At 72.5% G+C, this 16,782-nt stretch carries 16 protein-coding genes; 6 read left to right on the top strand and 10 right to left on the bottom strand.

The features are described 5' to 3' along the window. Positions 1 to 55: 55 nt before the first annotated feature. Entirely contained in the window at positions 56 to 988 is a 933-nt protein-coding gene (locus ACH4S9_RS21240; protein WP_398373545.1) for a hypothetical protein, read from the bottom strand. A 202-nt stretch (positions 989 to 1,190) separates the two neighbouring features. Here ACH4S9_RS21240 and ACH4S9_RS21235 point away from each other — a divergent pair, with 202 nt between their 5' ends. From ACH4S9_RS21235 to ACH4S9_RS21220, 4 genes are all read left to right on the top strand, one after another. Beyond that, positions 1,191 to 1,457, top strand: coding sequence for a heavy-metal-associated domain-containing protein (locus ACH4S9_RS21235; protein WP_398373544.1), 267 nt, complete (start codon positions 1,191 to 1,193; stop codon positions 1,455 to 1,457). 69 nt (positions 1,458 to 1,526) lie between these two features. Beyond that, a complete protein-coding gene (locus ACH4S9_RS21230) occupies positions 1,527 to 3,803 on the top strand; it encodes a heavy metal translocating P-type ATPase (protein WP_398373543.1) in 2,277 nt (758 codons plus the stop codon). A 144-nt stretch (positions 3,804 to 3,947) separates the two neighbouring features. Further along, entirely contained in the window at positions 3,948 to 4,319 is a 372-nt protein-coding gene (locus ACH4S9_RS21225; protein ID WP_311728995.1) for a BlaI/MecI/CopY family transcriptional regulator, read from the top strand. After that, positions 4,316 to 5,230, top strand: a complete 915-nt coding sequence (locus ACH4S9_RS21220; protein ID WP_311728994.1) for a M56 family metallopeptidase — start codon at positions 4,316 to 4,318, stop codon at positions 5,228 to 5,230. The genes ACH4S9_RS21225 and ACH4S9_RS21220 overlap by 4 nt, the downstream gene beginning before the upstream one ends. Positions 5,231 to 5,304: 74 nt before the next feature. On the opposite strand, the gene ACH4S9_RS21215 is transcribed toward ACH4S9_RS21220, so the two are convergent. The 7 genes from ACH4S9_RS21215 to ACH4S9_RS21185 form a co-directional block, all read right to left on the bottom strand. Beyond that, positions 5,305 to 6,609: an MFS transporter gene (locus ACH4S9_RS21215; RefSeq protein ID WP_361191463.1), complete on the bottom strand. Its 1,305-nt coding sequence runs from the start codon at positions 6,607 to 6,609 to the stop codon at positions 5,305 to 5,307. Further along, positions 6,606 to 7,724: a PLP-dependent cysteine synthase family protein gene (locus tag ACH4S9_RS21210; protein ID WP_311728992.1), complete on the bottom strand. Its 1,119-nt coding sequence runs from the start codon at positions 7,722 to 7,724 to the stop codon at positions 6,606 to 6,608. The genes ACH4S9_RS21215 and ACH4S9_RS21210 overlap by 4 nt, the downstream gene beginning before the upstream one ends. A 132-nt stretch (positions 7,725 to 7,856) precedes the next feature. Beyond that, positions 7,857 to 8,198 (bottom strand): hypothetical protein, encoded by a 342-nt coding sequence (locus ACH4S9_RS21205; RefSeq protein ID WP_385349013.1) that lies wholly within the window; start codon positions 8,196 to 8,198, stop codon positions 7,857 to 7,859. A gap of 294 nt (positions 8,199 to 8,492) precedes the next feature. Further along, positions 8,493 to 8,957: a hypothetical protein gene (locus ACH4S9_RS21200; RefSeq protein WP_311728990.1), complete on the bottom strand. Its 465-nt coding sequence runs from the start codon at positions 8,955 to 8,957 to the stop codon at positions 8,493 to 8,495. A gap of 86 nt (positions 8,958 to 9,043) precedes the next feature. After that, positions 9,044 to 9,499 (bottom strand): hypothetical protein, encoded by a 456-nt coding sequence (locus tag ACH4S9_RS21195; protein WP_398373542.1) that lies wholly within the window; start codon positions 9,497 to 9,499, stop codon positions 9,044 to 9,046. A 234-nt stretch (positions 9,500 to 9,733) separates the two neighbouring features. Next, the gene (locus ACH4S9_RS21190; protein ID WP_398373541.1) at positions 9,734 to 11,323 is read right to left on the bottom strand and encodes a multicopper oxidase family protein; all 1,590 of its coding nucleotides are present in this window, start codon (positions 11,321 to 11,323) and stop codon (positions 9,734 to 9,736) included. 92 nt (positions 11,324 to 11,415) lie between these two features. Beyond that, the gene (locus ACH4S9_RS21185; protein ID WP_398373540.1) at positions 11,416 to 11,865 is read right to left on the bottom strand and encodes a hypothetical protein; all 450 of its coding nucleotides are present in this window, start codon (positions 11,863 to 11,865) and stop codon (positions 11,416 to 11,418) included. A gap of 134 nt (positions 11,866 to 11,999) precedes the next feature. On the opposite strand from ACH4S9_RS21185, the gene ACH4S9_RS21180 reads away from it, so the two are divergent. Further along, entirely contained in the window at positions 12,000 to 12,887 is an 888-nt protein-coding gene (locus ACH4S9_RS21180; RefSeq protein ID WP_398373539.1) for a DUF5134 domain-containing protein, read from the top strand. A gap of 25 nt (positions 12,888 to 12,912) precedes the next feature. Here ACH4S9_RS21180 and ACH4S9_RS21175 read toward each other — a convergent pair whose 3' ends face one another. Further along, complete coding sequence (locus tag ACH4S9_RS21175) at positions 12,913 to 13,719, bottom strand: helix-turn-helix domain-containing protein (RefSeq protein WP_398373538.1); 807 nt, start codon at positions 13,717 to 13,719, stop codon at positions 12,913 to 12,915. 158 nt (positions 13,720 to 13,877) lie between these two features. Here ACH4S9_RS21175 and ACH4S9_RS21170 point away from each other — a divergent pair, with 158 nt between their 5' ends. Beyond that, positions 13,878 to 15,323, top strand: coding sequence for an MFS transporter (locus tag ACH4S9_RS21170; protein WP_361191479.1), 1,446 nt, complete (start codon positions 13,878 to 13,880; stop codon positions 15,321 to 15,323). Positions 15,324 to 15,343: 20 nt separating this feature from the next. Here the strand turns inward: ACH4S9_RS21170 and ACH4S9_RS21165 are convergent, their stop codons facing one another. Then, positions 15,344 to 16,780 carry an MFS transporter gene (locus ACH4S9_RS21165; protein ID WP_398373537.1) on the bottom strand — a complete coding sequence of 479 codons (1,437 nt, stop codon included), beginning with the start codon at positions 16,778 to 16,780 and terminating at the stop codon, positions 15,344 to 15,346. Positions 16,781 to 16,782 lie beyond the last annotated feature (2 nt).

The following is a 16,782-nucleotide window of genomic DNA, read 5'->3' as shown; positions in this document are numbered from 1 at the left end:
TGCATCTTCGTACGCTTAGCCGAAATCCGAATACACCAATTGAGAGAATTCCGACTCATTCAATTGAGGTAGGCGCGGCAGCGTGCACCGTGAAGGCCGCGGTGTGGACCCTGCCCTGGTGCTTGAAGTCCAGGAACAGGCGGTAGGCGCCGGCGCTCGGCGCCGTGGCCGTGAAGGAGATCTCGGGGCCGGGCTTCGTCTCTCCGTCTCCGGGCTCGCCGTTCGGGTGGACGTGCAGATAGGCGAGGTCGCCGGAGCGCAGGGCGACCAGGTGGCCGTAGGCGCCGAGGTAGGGCTGGAGGTCCCGCACCGGCTTGCCGTCCCGGGTGACGGTCAGGGTGAGCTCGCCGCTGCGGCCCGGCGTCAGCGCGCCGCCCAGCTCGACCTCGTAGCCGTCGACGGTGGCCTTGGCGTTCCGCGCGGGCAGCGCCGCCGGCTCGTACGCCCCGGAGACGGCCAGGTCGGCGCCCAGGGTGAGCCCTTCCCCGCCCTTGGGCCTGAAGTCGGCGAAGACCCGGTAACCGCCGGCCTCGGGCAGTTTCACGGGGGTGGACCAGGTGCCGTCGGCCGCCCTGGTCGGGTGCAGATGGCGGAAGGTCGCCAGGTCCTGTGAGGCGACGATCAGGTGCAGTTCCTTGTCGTGCTCGCGGGCGTACGCGGTGAGCGGGCGCCCCGTCCCGTCCCGAACGACGGAGAAGCGCAGGTCGGCGCTCTTGCCCGCCTCGAGGCGCGGAGTCCTCAGATCGAGGCTGTAGCCCCCTTCGGATACCTGGAGGCCTCCGGGCGGAGCGGACTCCTGGCCTCCGACATGGCCCTGCCCGTGACCTCCGTCACCGCTCTCGCCGTGCGAGGGGGCCGAGTGTCCCTGGTGAGCCCCGCCCGACGGCTCGGGTGAGATCTCGCCGACCCCGCTGCCCACGCCGTACGCGGTGCCGAAGGTCGCGGCGAGCGCGGCGGCGAATGCGGCGATCCGCAGTCCGGTGTTCATGACGCACTCCTCGTCTTCCGGCCGCCCGTGCTCGCGGCCTCCGTGCCCACGCGGCGGAGCCGCATATCGTGACCTCAACATACCCCCCGGGGGTATGAAGTCAAGTCGGCCACGGCCTTGCGAAGGATACGGGTGGGGGGTATACAGGAACACGCCACAGCGATACCCCACCAGGGTATCTCGATCGACGACGGAGGATCCCATGTCGGACTGCTGCACCCCCGAGGGAAGCTGCCACACCACGTCCACCACCCGATACCGGGTCGAGGGCGTCGGCAGCGCTCACTGCCAGGGCGTCGTCGCCAAGGCGGTGGGCGCCCTGGACGACGTCAAGGCCGTCGAGGTCGAGATCGGCACCGGCCTGGTGACCGTGACGAGCTCCGCCGCGCCCGACGAGGCGTTCGACCAGCTACTCGCCAAGACCGTCGACGAGGCGGGCTACGCCTTCGTCGGCCGAGCCGACGCCTGACCCGCCCCACCCGGGCGGGGCCACCGGCCGCGGCCCCGCCCGCCATCCCGTGAGCTGCGAGGAGCAGACATGACCACCACCACGCCCGGCGCCGCCGAGGTCGAACTCGCCATTGGCGGCATGACCTGCGCCTCATGCGCGGCCCGGATCGAGAAGAAGCTCAATCGCATGGACGGGGTCGAGGCCACCGTCAACTACGCCACCGAGAAGGCGAAGGTCACCTTCCGGGAGGACATCGCCGTCGCCGACCTGATCTCCACCGTCGAGGCCACCGGCTACACCGCGCGGGAGCCCGAGCCGGACCGCGGGCGCACCGGGTCCGCCTCCGACGGCGGCGCGGACGCGGAGGAGGAGGCGTCCGACGAGCTGCGGCCGCTGCGCCAGCGGCTGACCACCGCCGTCGCGCTCGCCGTCCCCGTGATCGCGATGGCCATGGTCCCGGCGCTCCAGTTCGAGTACTGGCAGTGGCTGTCGCTGACGCTGGCGGCGCCCGTGGTGACCTACGCCGCCTGGCCCTTCCACCGGGCGGCCTGGACCAACGCCCGGCACGGCGCGGCCACCATGGACACCCTGATCTCCGTGGGCACGAGCGCGGCGTTCCTGTGGTCGCTGTGGGCCCTGTTCTTCGGCACGGCCGGGACGCCCGGCATGACCCACCCCTTCGAGTTCACCATCGCCCGCACCGACGGCGCCGGGAACATCTATCTGGAGGCCGCGGCCGGCGTCACCGCCTTCATCCTGGCCGGCCGCTATTTCGAGGCGCGGTCCAAGCGCAAGGCGGGGGCGGCGCTCAAGGCGCTGATGGAGCTGGGCGCCAAGGAGGTCACCGTCCTGCGCGGCGGCCGCGAGGAGCTGATCCCGGTCGGCGAGCTGAAGGTCGGCGACCGGTTCCTGGTCCGGCCCGGGGAGAAGATCGCCACCGACGGCACGGTCGTCGAGGGCTCCTCCGCGGTCGACGCCTCCATGCTCACCGGCGAATCCGTGCCCGTCGAGGTCGGCGCGGGCGACGGCGTCACCGGCGCCACGCTCAACGCCGGAGGCCGCCTGGTCGTCGAGGCCACCCGGATCGGCGCCGACACCCAGCTCGCCCGCATGGCCAAGCTGGTGGAGGACGCGCAGAACGGCAAGGCCGCCGCCCAGCGGCTCGCCGACAAGATCTCCGCGGTCTTCGTCCCGGTCGTCATCGCCCTGGCGCTCGGCACCCTGGGCTTCTGGCTCGGCAACGGCGCGGGCCTGTCCGCCGCCTTCACCGCCGCGGTCGCCGTCCTCATCATCGCCTGCCCCTGCGCCCTGGGCCTGGCCACCCCGACCGCGCTCATGGTCGGCACCGGCCGCGGCGCCCAGCTCGGCATCCTGATCAAGGGCCCCGAGGTCCTGGAGACCACGCGCAAGGTGGACACCATCGTCCTGGACAAAACCGGCACCGTCACCACCGGCCGGATGGCCCTGCTCGCCGTCCACACCGCCAAGGGCACGGAGGAGACGGACGTCCTGCGGCTCGCGGGCGCCCTGGAGCACTCCTCGGAACACCCCATCGCCCAGGCCGTCGCCGCCGGCGCCGGCGCCCGGGTGGGCGCCCTGCCCGCCCCCGAGGACTTCGCCAACCTCGCCGGCCTCGGTGTCCAGGGCGTCGTCGAGGGCCACGCCGTGCTGGTCGGCCGCGAGAAGCTGCTGGCCGAATGGACCATCTCGCTGCCCACCGAACTGGAGCGCGCCAAGGCCGAGGCCGAGGCCTCCGGGCGCACCGCCATCGCGGTCGCCTGGGACGGCGAGGCGCGTGCGGTCCTCGAGGTGGCGGACGCCGTCAAGGACACCAGCCCGGAGGCGATCAGCCGGCTGCGCTCCCTCGGCCTCACCCCCATCCTGCTGACCGGCGACAACCGGACCGTCGCCGAGGCGGTCGCCGCGGAGGTGGGCATAGCCCCCGAGCAGGTGATCGCCGAGGTCATGCCGCAGGACAAGGTGGATGTGGTCAAGCGCCTTCAGGGCGAGGGCCGTTCGGTGGCGATGGTCGGCGACGGGGTCAACGACGCGGCCGCGCTCGCCCAGGCCGACCTCGGGCTGGCGATGGGCACCGGAACCGACGCCGCCATCGAGGCGGGCGATCTGACCCTGGTGCGCGGCGACCTCCGGGCGGCCCCGGACGCCATCCGCCTCTCCCGCAAGACGCTGGGCACCATCAGGTCCAACCTCTTCTGGGCCTTCGCCTACAACGTCGCCGCGCTCCCCCTCGCGGCCTCCGGGCTCCTCAACCCGATGATCGCCGGGGCCGCCATGGCCTTCTCCTCCGTGTTCGTGGTCGGCAACAGCCTCCGGCTGCGCGGCTTCCAGCCGGCGGACAGGTGAGCCGGCGACGGCGATCCGCCCGGCGGTGACGGCCTCACGGGGCAGCAGCGGGCCGCGCTCCGCATGTCGGCCTCGGGCATGAGGGACGAGAAGATCGCCCTACGATGGCCCTTCGTACGGGGTGCCGGAGAGGGAGGAACGGCCATGCGGCGGTTGGGGGAACTGGAGGCGGAGATCATGGACCGCCTGTGGAAGTGGAAGCGCCCGGCGACAGTCCGCGACATCGTGGACGACATCAACAAGACGCGGCCCCTCGCCTACACCACTGTGCTGACCGTGGCCAACATCCTTCATGCGAAAGGCTGGCTCCTGCGCGAGAAGAAGCAGGGCAGAGCCTGGCTGTACGAGCCGGTCCGCACCCGCGAGGAGTACTCCGCGGCCATGATGGAGGACGCCCTGGGCGCGAGCGAGGACCGTCCGGCGGCACTCGCCCACTTCGTCGGGCAGATGTCCCCCACCGAGGTGGCCGCGCTGCGCGAGGCCCTGAGGACCGCCGGACGGCACACGGACACATGACCGCGGTCCCGGCATTGATCGGCTACGCGGCGGCGGTCGGCCTCCTCGCACCCCGGCTGATGCTGCGCGGCTGGGCCCACCGCTCGCCCGCGCTCGCCGTCTTCGCCTGGCACGCGCTGGCCGTGTCGTTCACGACCGCGGTGGCTCTTGCCGCCTATCACCTGGCCGTCCCGGCCCCACACCGCCACACGGGAGCGGCCGGTTTCCTGCACGCCTGCGGGCCGGCCGACACCCCGGAGAGCGGCGTGTCGACCCCGGGCATCGCGGACGCCCTCGCCATCGCCGTGCCCGCCGCCGTACCGCTGGTTCTCCTGGGATCGTTCGCCTTGGAGGTGGCGCACGCGCGGTGGCGACGCTCGCGCCATCTGCGCGTCCTGGACGTCGTCGGCCGCCACTCGGCAGCGCTGCGGGCCACCGTCCTGGACCATGACCTGCCCACCGCCTACAGCCTGCCCGGCCTGCGCTCCCGGGTCGTCGTCAGCCGGGGCGCCCTGAGCCTGCTCACCGCGGACCAGCTCGACGCCGTACTGGAACACGAGCGCGGCCATATCGCCGGCCGCCACCACCTGGCCCTGGCCGCCGCCGAGGCGTTCGCCCGGACCTTCCGCCGACTGCCGCTGGCCCGGCACGCCAGGGAACAGACCGCGATCCTCCTGGAGATGATCGCTGACGACCGCGCCCTGCGCCGCCAGCCGCGCGCGGTGCTCGCGGCGGCCATGTGCGACATGGCCGCCGCGAAGACACCCCGGGGCGCGTTCGCCATGGGCGGCGCCGACGTACTCATACGGCTCCGGCGCGTACTGGCTCCGCGGCGCCGCCCCCATCCGGCGCTGTCGGCCGCGATGGCCGTCGGTGTGACGGCGGTTCCGGTGCTCCCTTTCCTGGTCGGTTGCCCCCCGGTCCTCGGATAGTTTCCACCGGCCGGTGGAGGGGCGGCGGGCGGTGCCGGGGACCGTCCGCCGCCCGTTTCCCGTCCGTGGCCCCCTCAGGCCGCCGCGGGCCGCGCCCCGGGAGCGGGCATCGCCGCGAGGCGGCCGGTGTGGTGCAGCCCGTACAGCGCGGCGGCGCACGCCAGGCCCAGCGCGAGCAGCGCGCACCACGGCAGCGCGGACATCCCCGCCGCCCGGGCCGCGTCCAGCGCGGCGCCGGTGAGCAGGTTGCCGAGGGTGATGCCCACCCCGCAGATGGTGTTGTACAGCCCGTAGTGAGTGGCCACGAGCCGGTCACCCGAGAGCCGGACGATGGTGTCCATCTCGAAGGGATAGGCGATCATCGTCCCCAGAGCGAGCAACAGCGCCGAGAGCGCGGGCGGAACGGCCGCGAGCAGCCAGCGGCCCACGCCGCCCTCCGGTTCGGGAACGGCGGTCGCGGCCAGCAGCGGCACGAACGCCACGCCCATGGTGAGCAGTCCCCAGGCCAGCGCCCGCCCCGGCGCCATCCGGGCCTTGCACCAGGCCGTGACCTTCGTCTGCCCGAGGATGGTGGCCAGGCCCGAGACGGCGAACAGCAGCGCCACCGCCGCGGTCCCGCCCGCGCCCTGGCCACCGAGGCGGCGCACCTCCAGCGGCAGGGCCAGATAGACCTGGAACGACAGCACATACGAGCCGATCATGGCGACGGAGAAGAGCAGGAACGGCCGGTTGGCCACCACGTCCCGCCACTGCGACCACACGCTCTCGCGCGCGGCGCCCCGACCGCCGTCCTCGGCGTCGTCGGCCCGGCGGGACGGCAGCGCCCGGATCTGGACGACGCTGAGCACCGCGAAGACCGCCGCGGCCGTAAGGCAGGTGACGCGGAAGTCGATGCCGGTCAGCACCATGCCCACCAGCGGGCCGAGCAGGATACCGGCCTGGTAGAAGACGTTGAACAGCGCGAACGCCTCCACCCGGCGCTCCCCCGCGTCCGCTGCGACATACGCCCGTACGGCGGGATTGAACAGCGCTCCGGCGAGCCCGGCGGCCGCCGAGGCCGCGAGCAGCGCGGGCAGGGAGTCCACGAGCCCGAGGGCCGCGAACCCGGCGGTGCGCAGCACGCATCCGGCGACGATCAGCGGCTTGTAGCCGAACCGGTCGGCCAGGGTGCCGCCGACCAGGAACATGCCCTGCTGGCTGAAGTTGCGCACCCCCAGGATCAGTCCGACCAGCCAGCCGGCCAGTCCGAGGGTTCCGGACAGATGGGCGGCCAGGTAGGGCATGAGCATGTAGAAGCCCAGGTTGATGGTGAACTGGTTCACCATCAACAGCTGGACGCTGCGCTCGTAGGAACGCGCCTGCGTGAACAGTGCCTTCACCGGCCCTCCTCCTCGCCGGCGTCCTCGGTGGCGCCGTCGTGGGAGAGGGGGTCGACCACGGTGGTGCACCGGGTCCAGCGGGTCGCCTCCTTCTCGTCGAGGTGACCAATCACCTCCGGTTCGGGTGCCGGGGGCGAGTCGAGCAGACCGTGGGCGGCGCAGTAGTCGTCGTCGTAGACCGTCCCCAGGTAGCGCTGCGGGCCGTCGGGGAAGATCGCCACGATGCGAGTGTCCGCGGGGCTGGTCCGGGCGAGCCAGCCGGCCACCAGGGCGACCGCTCCGACACTCCATCCGCCGGTGGCGTAGTGGGACGCGGCCAGCTGACGGCACGTCCACACCGCCTCCGCCGGGGCCACCCAGTGCACTTCGGAGAACTGGTCGTAGGCGACGTTGCGGGGGTAGATGCTGGATCCCAGTCCGCGCATCAGGCGGGGCCTGGCAGGCTGGCCGAAGATGGTCGAGCCGGTGGTGTCGACCCCGACGACCTTCAGGCCGGGGTAGAGCTGGCGCAGGACCCGGGAGACGCCCGCGGAGTGGCCGCCGGTGCCGACGCTGCACACCAGGGTGTCGATGTGGCCGAGTTCGCCGGCCAGTTCCAGCGCGAGCGGGGTGTAGGCGGCGACGTTGTCGGGGTTGTTGTACTGGTCCGGACACCATGAGCCGGGGTGTTGGTCCCGCAGGCGCCGGACGCGGTCGCGGCGGGCCTGCTGCCAGCCGCCGGTGGGGTGGGGCTCGGATACGACGTTGACCTGGGCGCCGTATGCGGTCAGCAGCCGGTTCATGGAAAGCTCGAGACCCGGGTCGGTGACCAGGGTGACCGGGTGGCCGTAGACCATGCCGGCCAGGGCGAGTCCCAGTCCGAGAGTGCCGCTGGTGGACTCGATGATCCGGCCGCCGGGCCGCAGTTCGCCGCGGGCCCGGGCCCGTTCGACCATGTGCAGCCCGGGGCGGTCCTTGATGCCGCCGGGGTTGAAGCCCTCAAGCTTGGCCCAGAAGCCGCGGCCGGCCGGGGCGAGGGGCTCGGACACCCGCAGCAGAGGGGTGTTGCCGACCAGGTCGGAAATGGCCGACCTTGCGGTGAGCGAACCGGTGTCGGTGGTCGTGGTGGATTGCATCTTCGTGTTTTCTCCGCAGAGCGTGAAAAGTGTCGGGTCGTCTTTGACCGCGTCACGGCCGAGCCGCGGCGGGCTTCCCGATCCGGGGAGGCCCCTCGCGTGCGGTGGCGGGACGGCGGTGGCGGGCATGGCCTAAATGCGCCACCGGCAGACGACGGCGAGTCTGGAAATCCCGGACCGCGCTCGGCTGCCCCGTTCCTCCCGGGGCCGTATCGCCGCGCGGAAGGCCGCCCTGGCCGGCGCCGGGAGCGCACCGGCAGTCGGCGTCAGATCGCGGGACGGCGCCGGTGGCCGCGGCGTGGACAGGCCGGTGAGGCCGAGGGGAGCGCAGGATTCGACGCCGCGCGCCGCCTCGGGTGCGTCCGGGTCCCCGGGGGACGCCGCCGTGGGCGGCCCGGAGGTGGTCTGCGCCATGGCGCGCGGGTCGGCCGGCTCCTTGTGCGGGCCGAGGCAGTCGACAGCGGTCAGCAGCAACCCGCACAACAGAAGCGCGACAACACCGCGATACCACGACGAGCCCGGTAAAAGGGCATGGCGGACGTGGGAGTGGAACGGCAACGGTTCCTCCGCATGACACACCTACCCCGCCCTACGGGAGGGCGTGGGTGGTGAGCAGAAGTGGGCATGGGGGGGGTGGCGGCGCCCGGACCTCTCCGGATCAGCGCCCTTGAGCGGCGCGCCACCGGAAGTCGGGGAGCCGTGAGCCGGAAGCGCCTGACCGGGGCGGCGTATGCGGCATACGCCGGCAGGCCGACGGTACGGCGGAGCCTAGATCCTCAGAACCGCGCGGACGGCGGAGTCCTGGAACGGGCACCTGGCCCAGGACATCGGTGCCCGGCCGGTCGCCTCGAGCGGCGCGATCAGGGCAGCCGGCTCCCGGCCGGGCAACGCCGGGCAGGGAGCTGCCACTCCGGAACCGTGCTGTGGCTGGGCGACCAGACACTCGTGTGCGGGATAGGGAGAGCCGTGGTGGCCGTCGTGGTGGTCACGCGTCACGAACGCACCGTCAGAGGTCTTCTCCGAGGCGGCGGATGCCGTCATGACAGCGCCGCCGTGGCCCACGGAAACACCCTGGCCCGCCGCGATGGTGGCGAGGTGCCTCGTCACGCCCTCCGGGCTCACGCCATGCGCGTACACCAGCCCGAACAGGAGCGCGGCCACCCACAGCAGACGCAGCGGGCGCCCCGAGGGGCGGGACCGCGGCATAACGGAGGGCGACCAGGCCGTAACCATGCCGTGACCTTAGCACTGCCGCGGGAGCACCCGAGAAACACCCCTGAAACATCGCGCCAACCTGCCCGCGCGGCGAACGGAATCGGTCACGTACGGCTGACGCAGGCCATCCGGAGCACATCGGCGCCACGGCCCGGAGGGGACCCCCTCGCCACATGGATCGCCGAATGAGCAGGGGCGGGGCGGGCATTCAGGACCGCCGTCCCCAGGGCGGGGAGCCCGAGCAGCAGCGCGCACGGAAACAGCGACTCGACGCGGGCCGGACCGTCACAGGGGTGCGCCATGGACTCACAGCAGCCACCGTCACCGCCCGAGACGCGGTGATCAGAAGGCTGGATTCCGCCCCATCGGTCGACGGATGCCCCGACCGCGCCGAACTCCCGGACGGACACCGGTCCGCGGTGGCCGCCAGGAACGTGAAGCGCGCAGACGAGCGCATGGGCCACGGCGAACAGCGCCAGACCCAGGAGCAACCCCGCCAGCGGGCCGCACTTCCCCGGCCCTTTCACCACACCCCGGAACATGGCGCCGATGTTAGCCAATTGAGAACGCTATGCACGCATAGTTCACTTTTGAGTGAATCACTCACCCGCCGCCGCACACAGATCGCCGACGTCCCCGCCGCGCTCGCCGAGGCCGCCCGCGTCCTGCGGCCGGGCGGACACCTCTACGCTCAGCCCTCCGTGCGTCATCGGCGTCGCCCGCAAGGGCCACCCGCGAGAAACCACGGAGTGACGCCGGGGGCCACCGCGGCCCCCAGCGTCAGGCAATGGGGATCAGGCCCGATAGGCCACCATCGCCATCATCCCGGCCTCGCCGTGGTAGGCGTTGTGGCAGTGCAGCATCCACTGGCCGGGGTTGTCGGCGTCGAAGACCACGGACAGCTTCTTCTTCGGCAGCACGATCGCGGTGTCCTTACGCGGGCCGGCCTTCCCGAGCTGGTAGGTGTGGCCGTGCAGATGCATCGGGTGCCACATCTGCGTGCTGTTGACGAAGTCCAGCCGGACCCGCTGGCCCTCCTCGACCGTGATCGGGTCGGCCGTCGGGTTACGCATGTCGTATGCCTTGCCGTTGATGGCCCAGTTGTACTTGGCCATGCCGCCGGTCAGCTCGATCCGGTGCACCCGGTCGACCTTCTTCGAGGGCAGCCGGACGCCGTCCGCCGCCCGGAGCCGGGACGCCGTCATGATCATGCCGTTCAGCTCCTTCGGCCGTACGGTCGCTTTCGGCGCACCGCCGGAGCCGGTGCGGACCAGGGCCATGGCGGTCGCGTTCTTGCCCTCCGCGAGCGCGACGAGCGGGAAGACGCCGTCGGCGAGGGTGACCAGGACGTCGTAGCGCTCCCCCATACCGATCAGCAGGGCGTCGGCCTGTTCGTGCTCGACGGGGAAGCCGTCGGTGTGGGTGACGGTCAGCCTGTGGCCGCCGAGCGCGACGCGGTAGGCGGTGTCGCCACCCGCGTTGATGATCCGGAGGCGGACCCGCTTGCCGGGCTTGCCCCGGTACACGTCCGGGTCGGCCGGCACGCGGCCGTTGATCAGGTGGTACGGGTACTTCACATCGCCGGCGTCGCCGCCGAGCAGCTCGCTCTCCGCGCCCATCAGCATGAACTTCATCGACATGCCGTCGCCGGAAGCGGACGGCGAGTCACTCGTCCCGGCCGTGCCGCCGCCCATGTCCATGCCGTCCATGCCGTGGCCGCCCGAGTGCATCCCGTCCATGCCCCGCTTCACCTCGGCGAAGACCTGGTCGGGGGTGCCGGTGACGCCGTCGACCCAGTCGTCCAGGACCACGACCCACTCGTCGTCGTACGACAGCGGCTCCTTCGGGTCCTCGACGATCAGCGGGGCGTAGAGACCGCGGTCGAGCTGGACACCGACGTGCGGATGGAAGAAGTACGTCCCCGGGGCGTCGGCGATGAAGCGGTAGGTGTGGTTGGCTCCGGACCGCACGGCCGTCTGGGTGACCGGGGGAACGCCGTCCATGTCGTTGCGCATGGCGATGCCGTGCCAGTGGATGGACGTGGCGGTCCGGTCCGGCAGCTGGTTGGAGAGCTCGGCAGCCACGGTGTCGCCCACCGACACCCGGAGCTCCTTTCCGGGGGTCCGGCCGGAGAAGGCCCAGCTCCTGGCCATGACACCGGCGCCGAGGTCCAGCGTGGCGGGCGCGGCGGTCAGGGTCGTCCGGTGCACCCTGCCGGTGCCGGCGCGCTTCTTCTCGGCGGCGGCGACCGCCGCACCGGACGGCTGGACCAGCTTGGGGGCGCTCCCGGAGCCCTCCCCGGAGCCGCTGCACGCGGCGAGCGCTCCCGCGCCCGCGAGGCCGAGCCCGGCCAGCAGGACGGAACGACGGTTGATGCTGTTCATGGGGATGGTGTCCTCTTCTCGACATGCCTTCTGTTCGGTCGCGTGCGGGCACGGCTGTTCGCGCGCGGGCGCGCGGACGGCCGTGGGGCGGCCTACAGGAGCAGTCGGGAGAGAACGGAGAGATCGGGCGGGGCGCGGCTCACGGTGCCGGGGACATCGCGCCCGGCCGGAGCGGCGCGGGTGTCGCGGCCGACCCCGACACGGAGTTCGGCGGGCGGGGCGATTTTGACCACGTCGACACCGGCGGTCGCGCAGTGCTGCATGGCCATGCCCGGACAGGGGCCGACGTCGCTGTCCGCGACCGGAGCGGCGGGCCACGCGGCGCTGCCGTGCCCCGTCGCGTCCAACGGCGTCGCAGTGGCGGGCGCGTGGCCCATGCCCGGCATCCCGCTCATGGCGGTCGCGTGCGCCGGGGCGGAGACGGCGGCCGTCTCGTGGTGGACGAGCACGACGAGCGCGGCGAACAGCGCGATGACGGCGACCCGCGTCCAGCGGACCGCGCCACCACGGGCGCGGATCCGCCGAGTGCCCGCTGTCGTCATCGCTTCCGTCCGTGTTTCCGGTGGGTGTCGCCGCCAATATACCCCGCGGGGGTAAGACGGGCTCACCCGCTGAACATTCTCCTAAGCCACTACGTACTAAGAGCATCAGTAGTTGAGGGGGACGGGAAAGGGTGATGATGGAGACCTTGGCTCTGAGCTGGTCCGTGGCGGCGATCGCCGCACTGGTGGCCGCCGTCAGCATGGTCCGGGTGGCGACCACCAGCGGCGAAACCCGCTTCGCGGCGGGGAGCGATCTACTGATGGGCGTGTGCATGGCCGTCATGGCGCTGCCCGCGACGACGGCCTGGTACGCGGGGTACGGCATGTGGTGGGCCACCGCGTTCGCCCTCCTGGGGCTCGGCGGCGTGGCGATGGCCGTCAAACACACCCGTGAGTGCGGCTGGAGCCACGGCCGCCACTGGGTACACCTCATCGTCGGCAGCGCCGGAATGGTGATCATGACGCTCGCCATGACGACCACATCCTCGGGGCCGGTGCTCGCACTGGGCGGTTCTTCGATGGCCGGGATGCCTGGAATGGAGAACATGCCGGGCATGGAGAACATGCCGGGCATGGAGCCGGCGCCACGCGACACCGGATCGGGGCACGACATGGGGTCGATGCCCGGGATGAGCATGCCGGGCATGACCGCCGCCGACACCACCACCGCCTCGGCTTCGGGCTCCGTCTGGCGTTTCGTGATCGCGGGGCTCGCCGTGTACTTCCTGCTGTCGATCGGCGCGTCCGTGTGGGCCCGGGTCCGGGGCACCGGCCGCAGGCGTCCGATCGGCCGCGAGGGCGGCCGGGGTCGCGGCTGGGGTCGCTGGCTGCTCGCCATGCCGGACACGGTTGTGGTGTTCCTGGCATCGCTGACCCTCTCGGTGTGGGACCGGGCCAGGGCGACGGAACGGGGAAGCCACGGCCGTCGGCGCAGGCTCGGCGCGGCGCCTGACGCGGCCCTGGCCGCTCATATCGGCATGGGCGGAGCCATGTCCGCGATGCTGCTCATGATGGTGGCGTGACGGGCTTCACCTCACGCGGCGTGGGTCATGTGTCGTCAGCGGCGCTCATGGCGGCCGTGTCGAAGGACACCTCGCCGCTGAGGTAGCGCTTCGGAGAGGTGCCGACGGTCCGGCGGAACGCGGCGAGAAACGCGCTCGGGGTCGCGTATCCCACGGCGTGTGCGACACGGGACACCGGCCGGCCCTCGGCGAGGAGGGGCAGCGCGGCGCGCAGCCGCGCATGGGTGCGCCAGCGGTCGAAGCTCATGCCGGTGTCCTGGACGAACAGCCGGGTCAGGGTGCGTCGGCTCGCACCGGCGGCCCGTGCGTGCGCATCCAGACCACGGCGGTCGGAGGGATCGGCGAGCAGGGCGTCGGCCACGGCGCGCACACGGTCATCGACGGGCCGCGGCACGTCGATGGGCAGGGCGGGCAAGGGACGGAGCAGGTCCGGCAGGACCGCCTCGGCGCGCAGCCGCGCGTCGTCGGCGAGGTCCTCGCGACCGAGGTAGGTGATGAGGTGGGCGAGCAGCCCGTCGACACCGACCGGCATGGGTTCGGTCCAGTCCAGACCGCACCGCGCGTGCGCGACATAGACGCTGCAGAGGACCGCCTCGCGGGTCGCGCCGGCCCGGTGGACCACCCCGGCCGGCACCCACAGCGCCCGGGTCGGCGGCAGCACCCAGTAGGTGTCGTCCACGGCGACGCCGAGCACACCGCGCCGCGTCCAGGCCAGCATGTGGTGTTCCGGATGGCTGTGCGCGGAAATCCACTCCCCCGACAACAGCGGAAACTTCCCGACGACGATCGCGCCGACCCCCGGTGGGACGGCACGCGAGACTTCCTCGGTCATGCGGCACAGCGTATGGCCTCAACGCGATATGACATGGCCTCATGGCGGATGGTGGCCAACTCGGCCCGTCCATAGCGTCGTCGTATGCCGATCACACCTTCGCGCCCAGCGCGCCGCCCCGGTACTCATCCGCAGCCGAACCCTGCGGGACGGCCGTCATGACCGCCACGCCTCAGGCCCGGACCACGGCCGCGAACCGTCGCCGGCTCGCGCTCGTCGTGCTGTGTTTCGTGCAGTTCATGCTCGTCCTGGACGACACGGTGGTGAACGTCGCTCTGCCCAGCATCCGGAGCGAGCTCGGCTTCGGCGCCGCGGGGCTGGCCTGGGTCGCGGGCGCGTACTACCTCGCCTTCGGCGGGCTGCTGTTGCTGTTCGGCCGCGCGGCCGACCTGCTGGGCCGCCGGCGCGTCTTCCTCGGCGGCGTGGCGCTGTTCGGCGCCGCGAGCCTGTTCTGCGGGCTGGCCCAGGAACCCTGGCAGCTCGTCACCGGGCGGTTCGTCCAGGGTGCGGGCGCGGCCATGGCCGGCCCGGCCGCGCTGTCACTGATCACCCTGCTGTTCCCCGGCACCGAGGAGCGGGCCAAGGCGCTCGGTGTGTGGGGCGGCATCGCGGGGCTGGGCGGCACGATGGGCCTGGTGATCTCCGGCGCCCTGACCGGTTTCACGTCCTGGCGCTGGATCTTCCTGATCAACCTGCCGGTGGCCGCCGTGGCCCTCGCGCTCGTCCCCCGGCTGGTCGCCGAGAGCCGGGCTCCCGGCCGGGTACGTCCGGACTTCCCCGGAGCGGTCCTGGGCACCGGCGCCCTGCTGTCCCTGGTCTACGGTCTGACCCGGGCCGGGGAGTCGGGCTGGGGCGACCCGCTCTCCGTCACGCCCGTGATACTCGCCGTCGCCCTGGCCCTCGCCTTCCTCGCGGTGGAGTCCCGTACGGCCGAGCCACTGGTGCCGCTCTCGTTCCTCTCCTTCCGCACCCGGGCCGTCGCCAACGCCGCGACGCTGCTGTTCTCCGCGGCCTTCTACGCGATGGCGTTCCTGCTGATGGTCCACCTCCAGACGGTGCTCGACTACGGCCCGCTCACGGCCGGAGTCGCGTATCTGCCCTACGGCGCAGGCATCCTCACGGGGATATGGCTCTCGTCCCGTGCCGTCATCGGGTTCGGGGTGCGCCGGACCCTCGTCGGGTCGTTCCTGATCTGCTCGGCCGGCCTGCTGCTGCTCTCCGGAGTGGCGCCGAGCGACGGCTACGCCTCCGGGGTGCTGCCGGGCATACTCGTCACCAGCCTGGGCTCCGGGCTGAGCCTGCCCGCTCTCACCGTCGCGGCGGTGACGGGCACCACCGAGGAGAACGCCGGGCTCGGCTCGGCCCTGCTGAGCTCGGTCCAACAGGTCGGCGGCGCGGTGGGGCTGGCGGTCCTGGTCGCCCTGGCCACCCGGCGCAGCGAGGCCCTGACCGCGGAGCGGGGCCCCGAGCACGCCGCCACGGAGGGCTTCTCCCTCGCCCTGACCGTCGCGGCCGCCCTGCTCGCGCTCGGCGCCGTCCTCATAGCCGCCCTGCTCGGCAAGGACCACCGACGAGAACCCGCGCTCGAGGCCGACCGGGCGTGATGTGTGCTCCGCTCCTGGTGTCAGTGCACGTGGGGGCCGCCGGACGGCCGCGGCTTGCCGCGCGGTACGAGGAGCAGGGCGACGGGCAGGCTCGCGGCGGCCACGATCGCGCTGAGCGTGAACGCGTCCGTGAAGCCGTCGATCGCTCCGCGCTCGATACCGGCCGCGGCGACGGTGGACATCACGGCCACCCCGACCGAACCGCCCACCTCGTGGAAGGTGTTGACGACCCCGGAGGCGAGCCCCGCCTCCTCGTGGGCGACCATCGCGAGCGCGGTGGTGGTGGCGGTGACGAAGACCGCGCCGATGCCGAGCGAGGCGACGGCCAGCCCGGGCAGCAGCCTCGCGTACACGCTGCCGTCGGCCGGCAGCCACGCCAACGGCACGGTCCCGGCCGCCGCCACCGCCATGCCCGCCACGGCCGTCGGACGGCTGCCGATCCGGCCCACGAACCGCGACCCGAGGTGGGCGCCGAGGCCGGTGGCCACGGCCACCGGCAGGAACACCAGCCCGGTCTTCAGCGCGTCGAGTCCGCGTATCCCCTGGAGATAGACCGAGCCGAGGAAGAAGAACGCGATCAGCAGCGCGGTGGCGACGAGCATCAGGAACGCCCCCGCGACCACCGGGCGCCGGGTGAACATCCGCGGGTCCATCAGCGGGGACCGGGCGGCGCGTTCGACGACGACGAACACCGCGTACAGGACGAGCGCCGCGAGCAGCGGCAGTACGGCGGTGACATCGCCCCAGCCCGCGTCCCCCGCCTTCACCAGGCCGTAGATGAGCGACGCGGTGCCCGCGGTGACCAGCACGGCGCCGGGCACGTCGAGCCGGACGGGCTGGGGCGCCCGGCGCGGGAGCAGCGCCGGCAGGGTGGCGAGCGCGAGAACACCGACGGGGACGTTGAGGTAGAAGACCCATTGCCAGCCGGGCCCGTCGGTCAGGACGCCACCGAGCAGGACGCCGAAGGCCGACCCGGTGCCGCCGATCGCCGCCCACACCCCCAGGGCCTTGTTCCGCTCCTCGCCCAGGAAGGTCGTGGTGACGACGGACAGGGCCGAGGGCGACAGCAGCGCGGCGCCGACGCCCTGGCAGATCCGCCCGGCGAGCAGCGTGGTGGCGTCCGTGGCGACCCCGGTGAGCAGGGACGCCGCGGTGAACACCGCGAGCCCGGCGAGCACCGTGCGATGGGCGCCGAGCGCGTCCGCGAGGCGGCCGCCGAGCAGCATCAGCCCGCCGAAGCAGAGCGTGTAGGCGGTGACGACCCAGGTGAGCGTCTCGCGGCCGAGATGGAGGTCGGCGGCCATGTCGGGCAGGGCGACGTTCACGACGGTGACGTCCAGGATGAGCATGAACTGGGCCAGGCAGAGCAGCGCCAGCATCAGCCATCGGCGCGGCGGGACTTCCTCGTGGGGCGCGGGCGGATGCTGCGCGTGGGCGGTGTGGTGAGAGTGGCTCATGA

It is taken from the genome of Streptomyces sp. NPDC021225, assembly GCF_044332865.1.
GTDB lineage: Bacteria > Actinomycetota > Actinomycetes > Streptomycetales > Streptomycetaceae > Streptomyces.
This window is presented reverse-complemented; position numbering and strand designations above follow the sequence as displayed.

Excerpts from the sequence above, each read along its gene's own strand:
- ACH4S9_RS21240 (WP_398373545.1), bottom strand. The coding sequence starts at position 988 with ATGAACACCGGACTGCGGATCGCCGCATTCGCCGCCGCGCTCGCCGCG.
- ACH4S9_RS21235 (WP_398373544.1), top strand. The coding sequence starts at position 1,191 with ATGTCGGACTGCTGCACCCCCGAGGGAAGCTGCCACACCACGTCCACC.
- ACH4S9_RS21230 (WP_398373543.1), top strand. The coding sequence starts at position 1,527 with ATGACCACCACCACGCCCGGCGCCGCCGAGGTCGAACTCGCCATTGGC.
- ACH4S9_RS21225 (WP_311728995.1), top strand. The coding sequence starts at position 3,948 with ATGCGGCGGTTGGGGGAACTGGAGGCGGAGATCATGGACCGCCTGTGG.
- ACH4S9_RS21220 (WP_311728994.1), top strand. The coding sequence starts at position 4,316 with ATGACCGCGGTCCCGGCATTGATCGGCTACGCGGCGGCGGTCGGCCTC.
- ACH4S9_RS21210 (WP_311728992.1), bottom strand. The coding sequence starts at position 7,724 with ATGCAATCCACCACGACCACCGACACCGGTTCGCTCACCGCAAGGTCG.
- ACH4S9_RS21200 (WP_311728990.1), bottom strand. The coding sequence starts at position 8,957 with ATGGTTACGGCCTGGTCGCCCTCCGTTATGCCGCGGTCCCGCCCCTCG.
- ACH4S9_RS21190 (WP_398373541.1), bottom strand. The coding sequence starts at position 11,323 with ATGAACAGCATCAACCGTCGTTCCGTCCTGCTGGCCGGGCTCGGCCTC.
- ACH4S9_RS21185 (WP_398373540.1), bottom strand. The coding sequence starts at position 11,865 with ATGACGACAGCGGGCACTCGGCGGATCCGCGCCCGTGGTGGCGCGGTC.
- ACH4S9_RS21180 (WP_398373539.1), top strand. The coding sequence starts at position 12,000 with ATGATGGAGACCTTGGCTCTGAGCTGGTCCGTGGCGGCGATCGCCGCA.
- ACH4S9_RS21175 (WP_398373538.1), bottom strand. The coding sequence starts at position 13,719 with ATGACCGAGGAAGTCTCGCGTGCCGTCCCACCGGGGGTCGGCGCGATC.
- ACH4S9_RS21170 (WP_361191479.1), top strand. The coding sequence starts at position 13,878 with ATGACCGCCACGCCTCAGGCCCGGACCACGGCCGCGAACCGTCGCCGG.
- ACH4S9_RS21165 (WP_398373537.1), bottom strand. The coding sequence starts at position 16,780 with ATGAGCCACTCTCACCACACCGCCCACGCGCAGCATCCGCCCGCGCCC.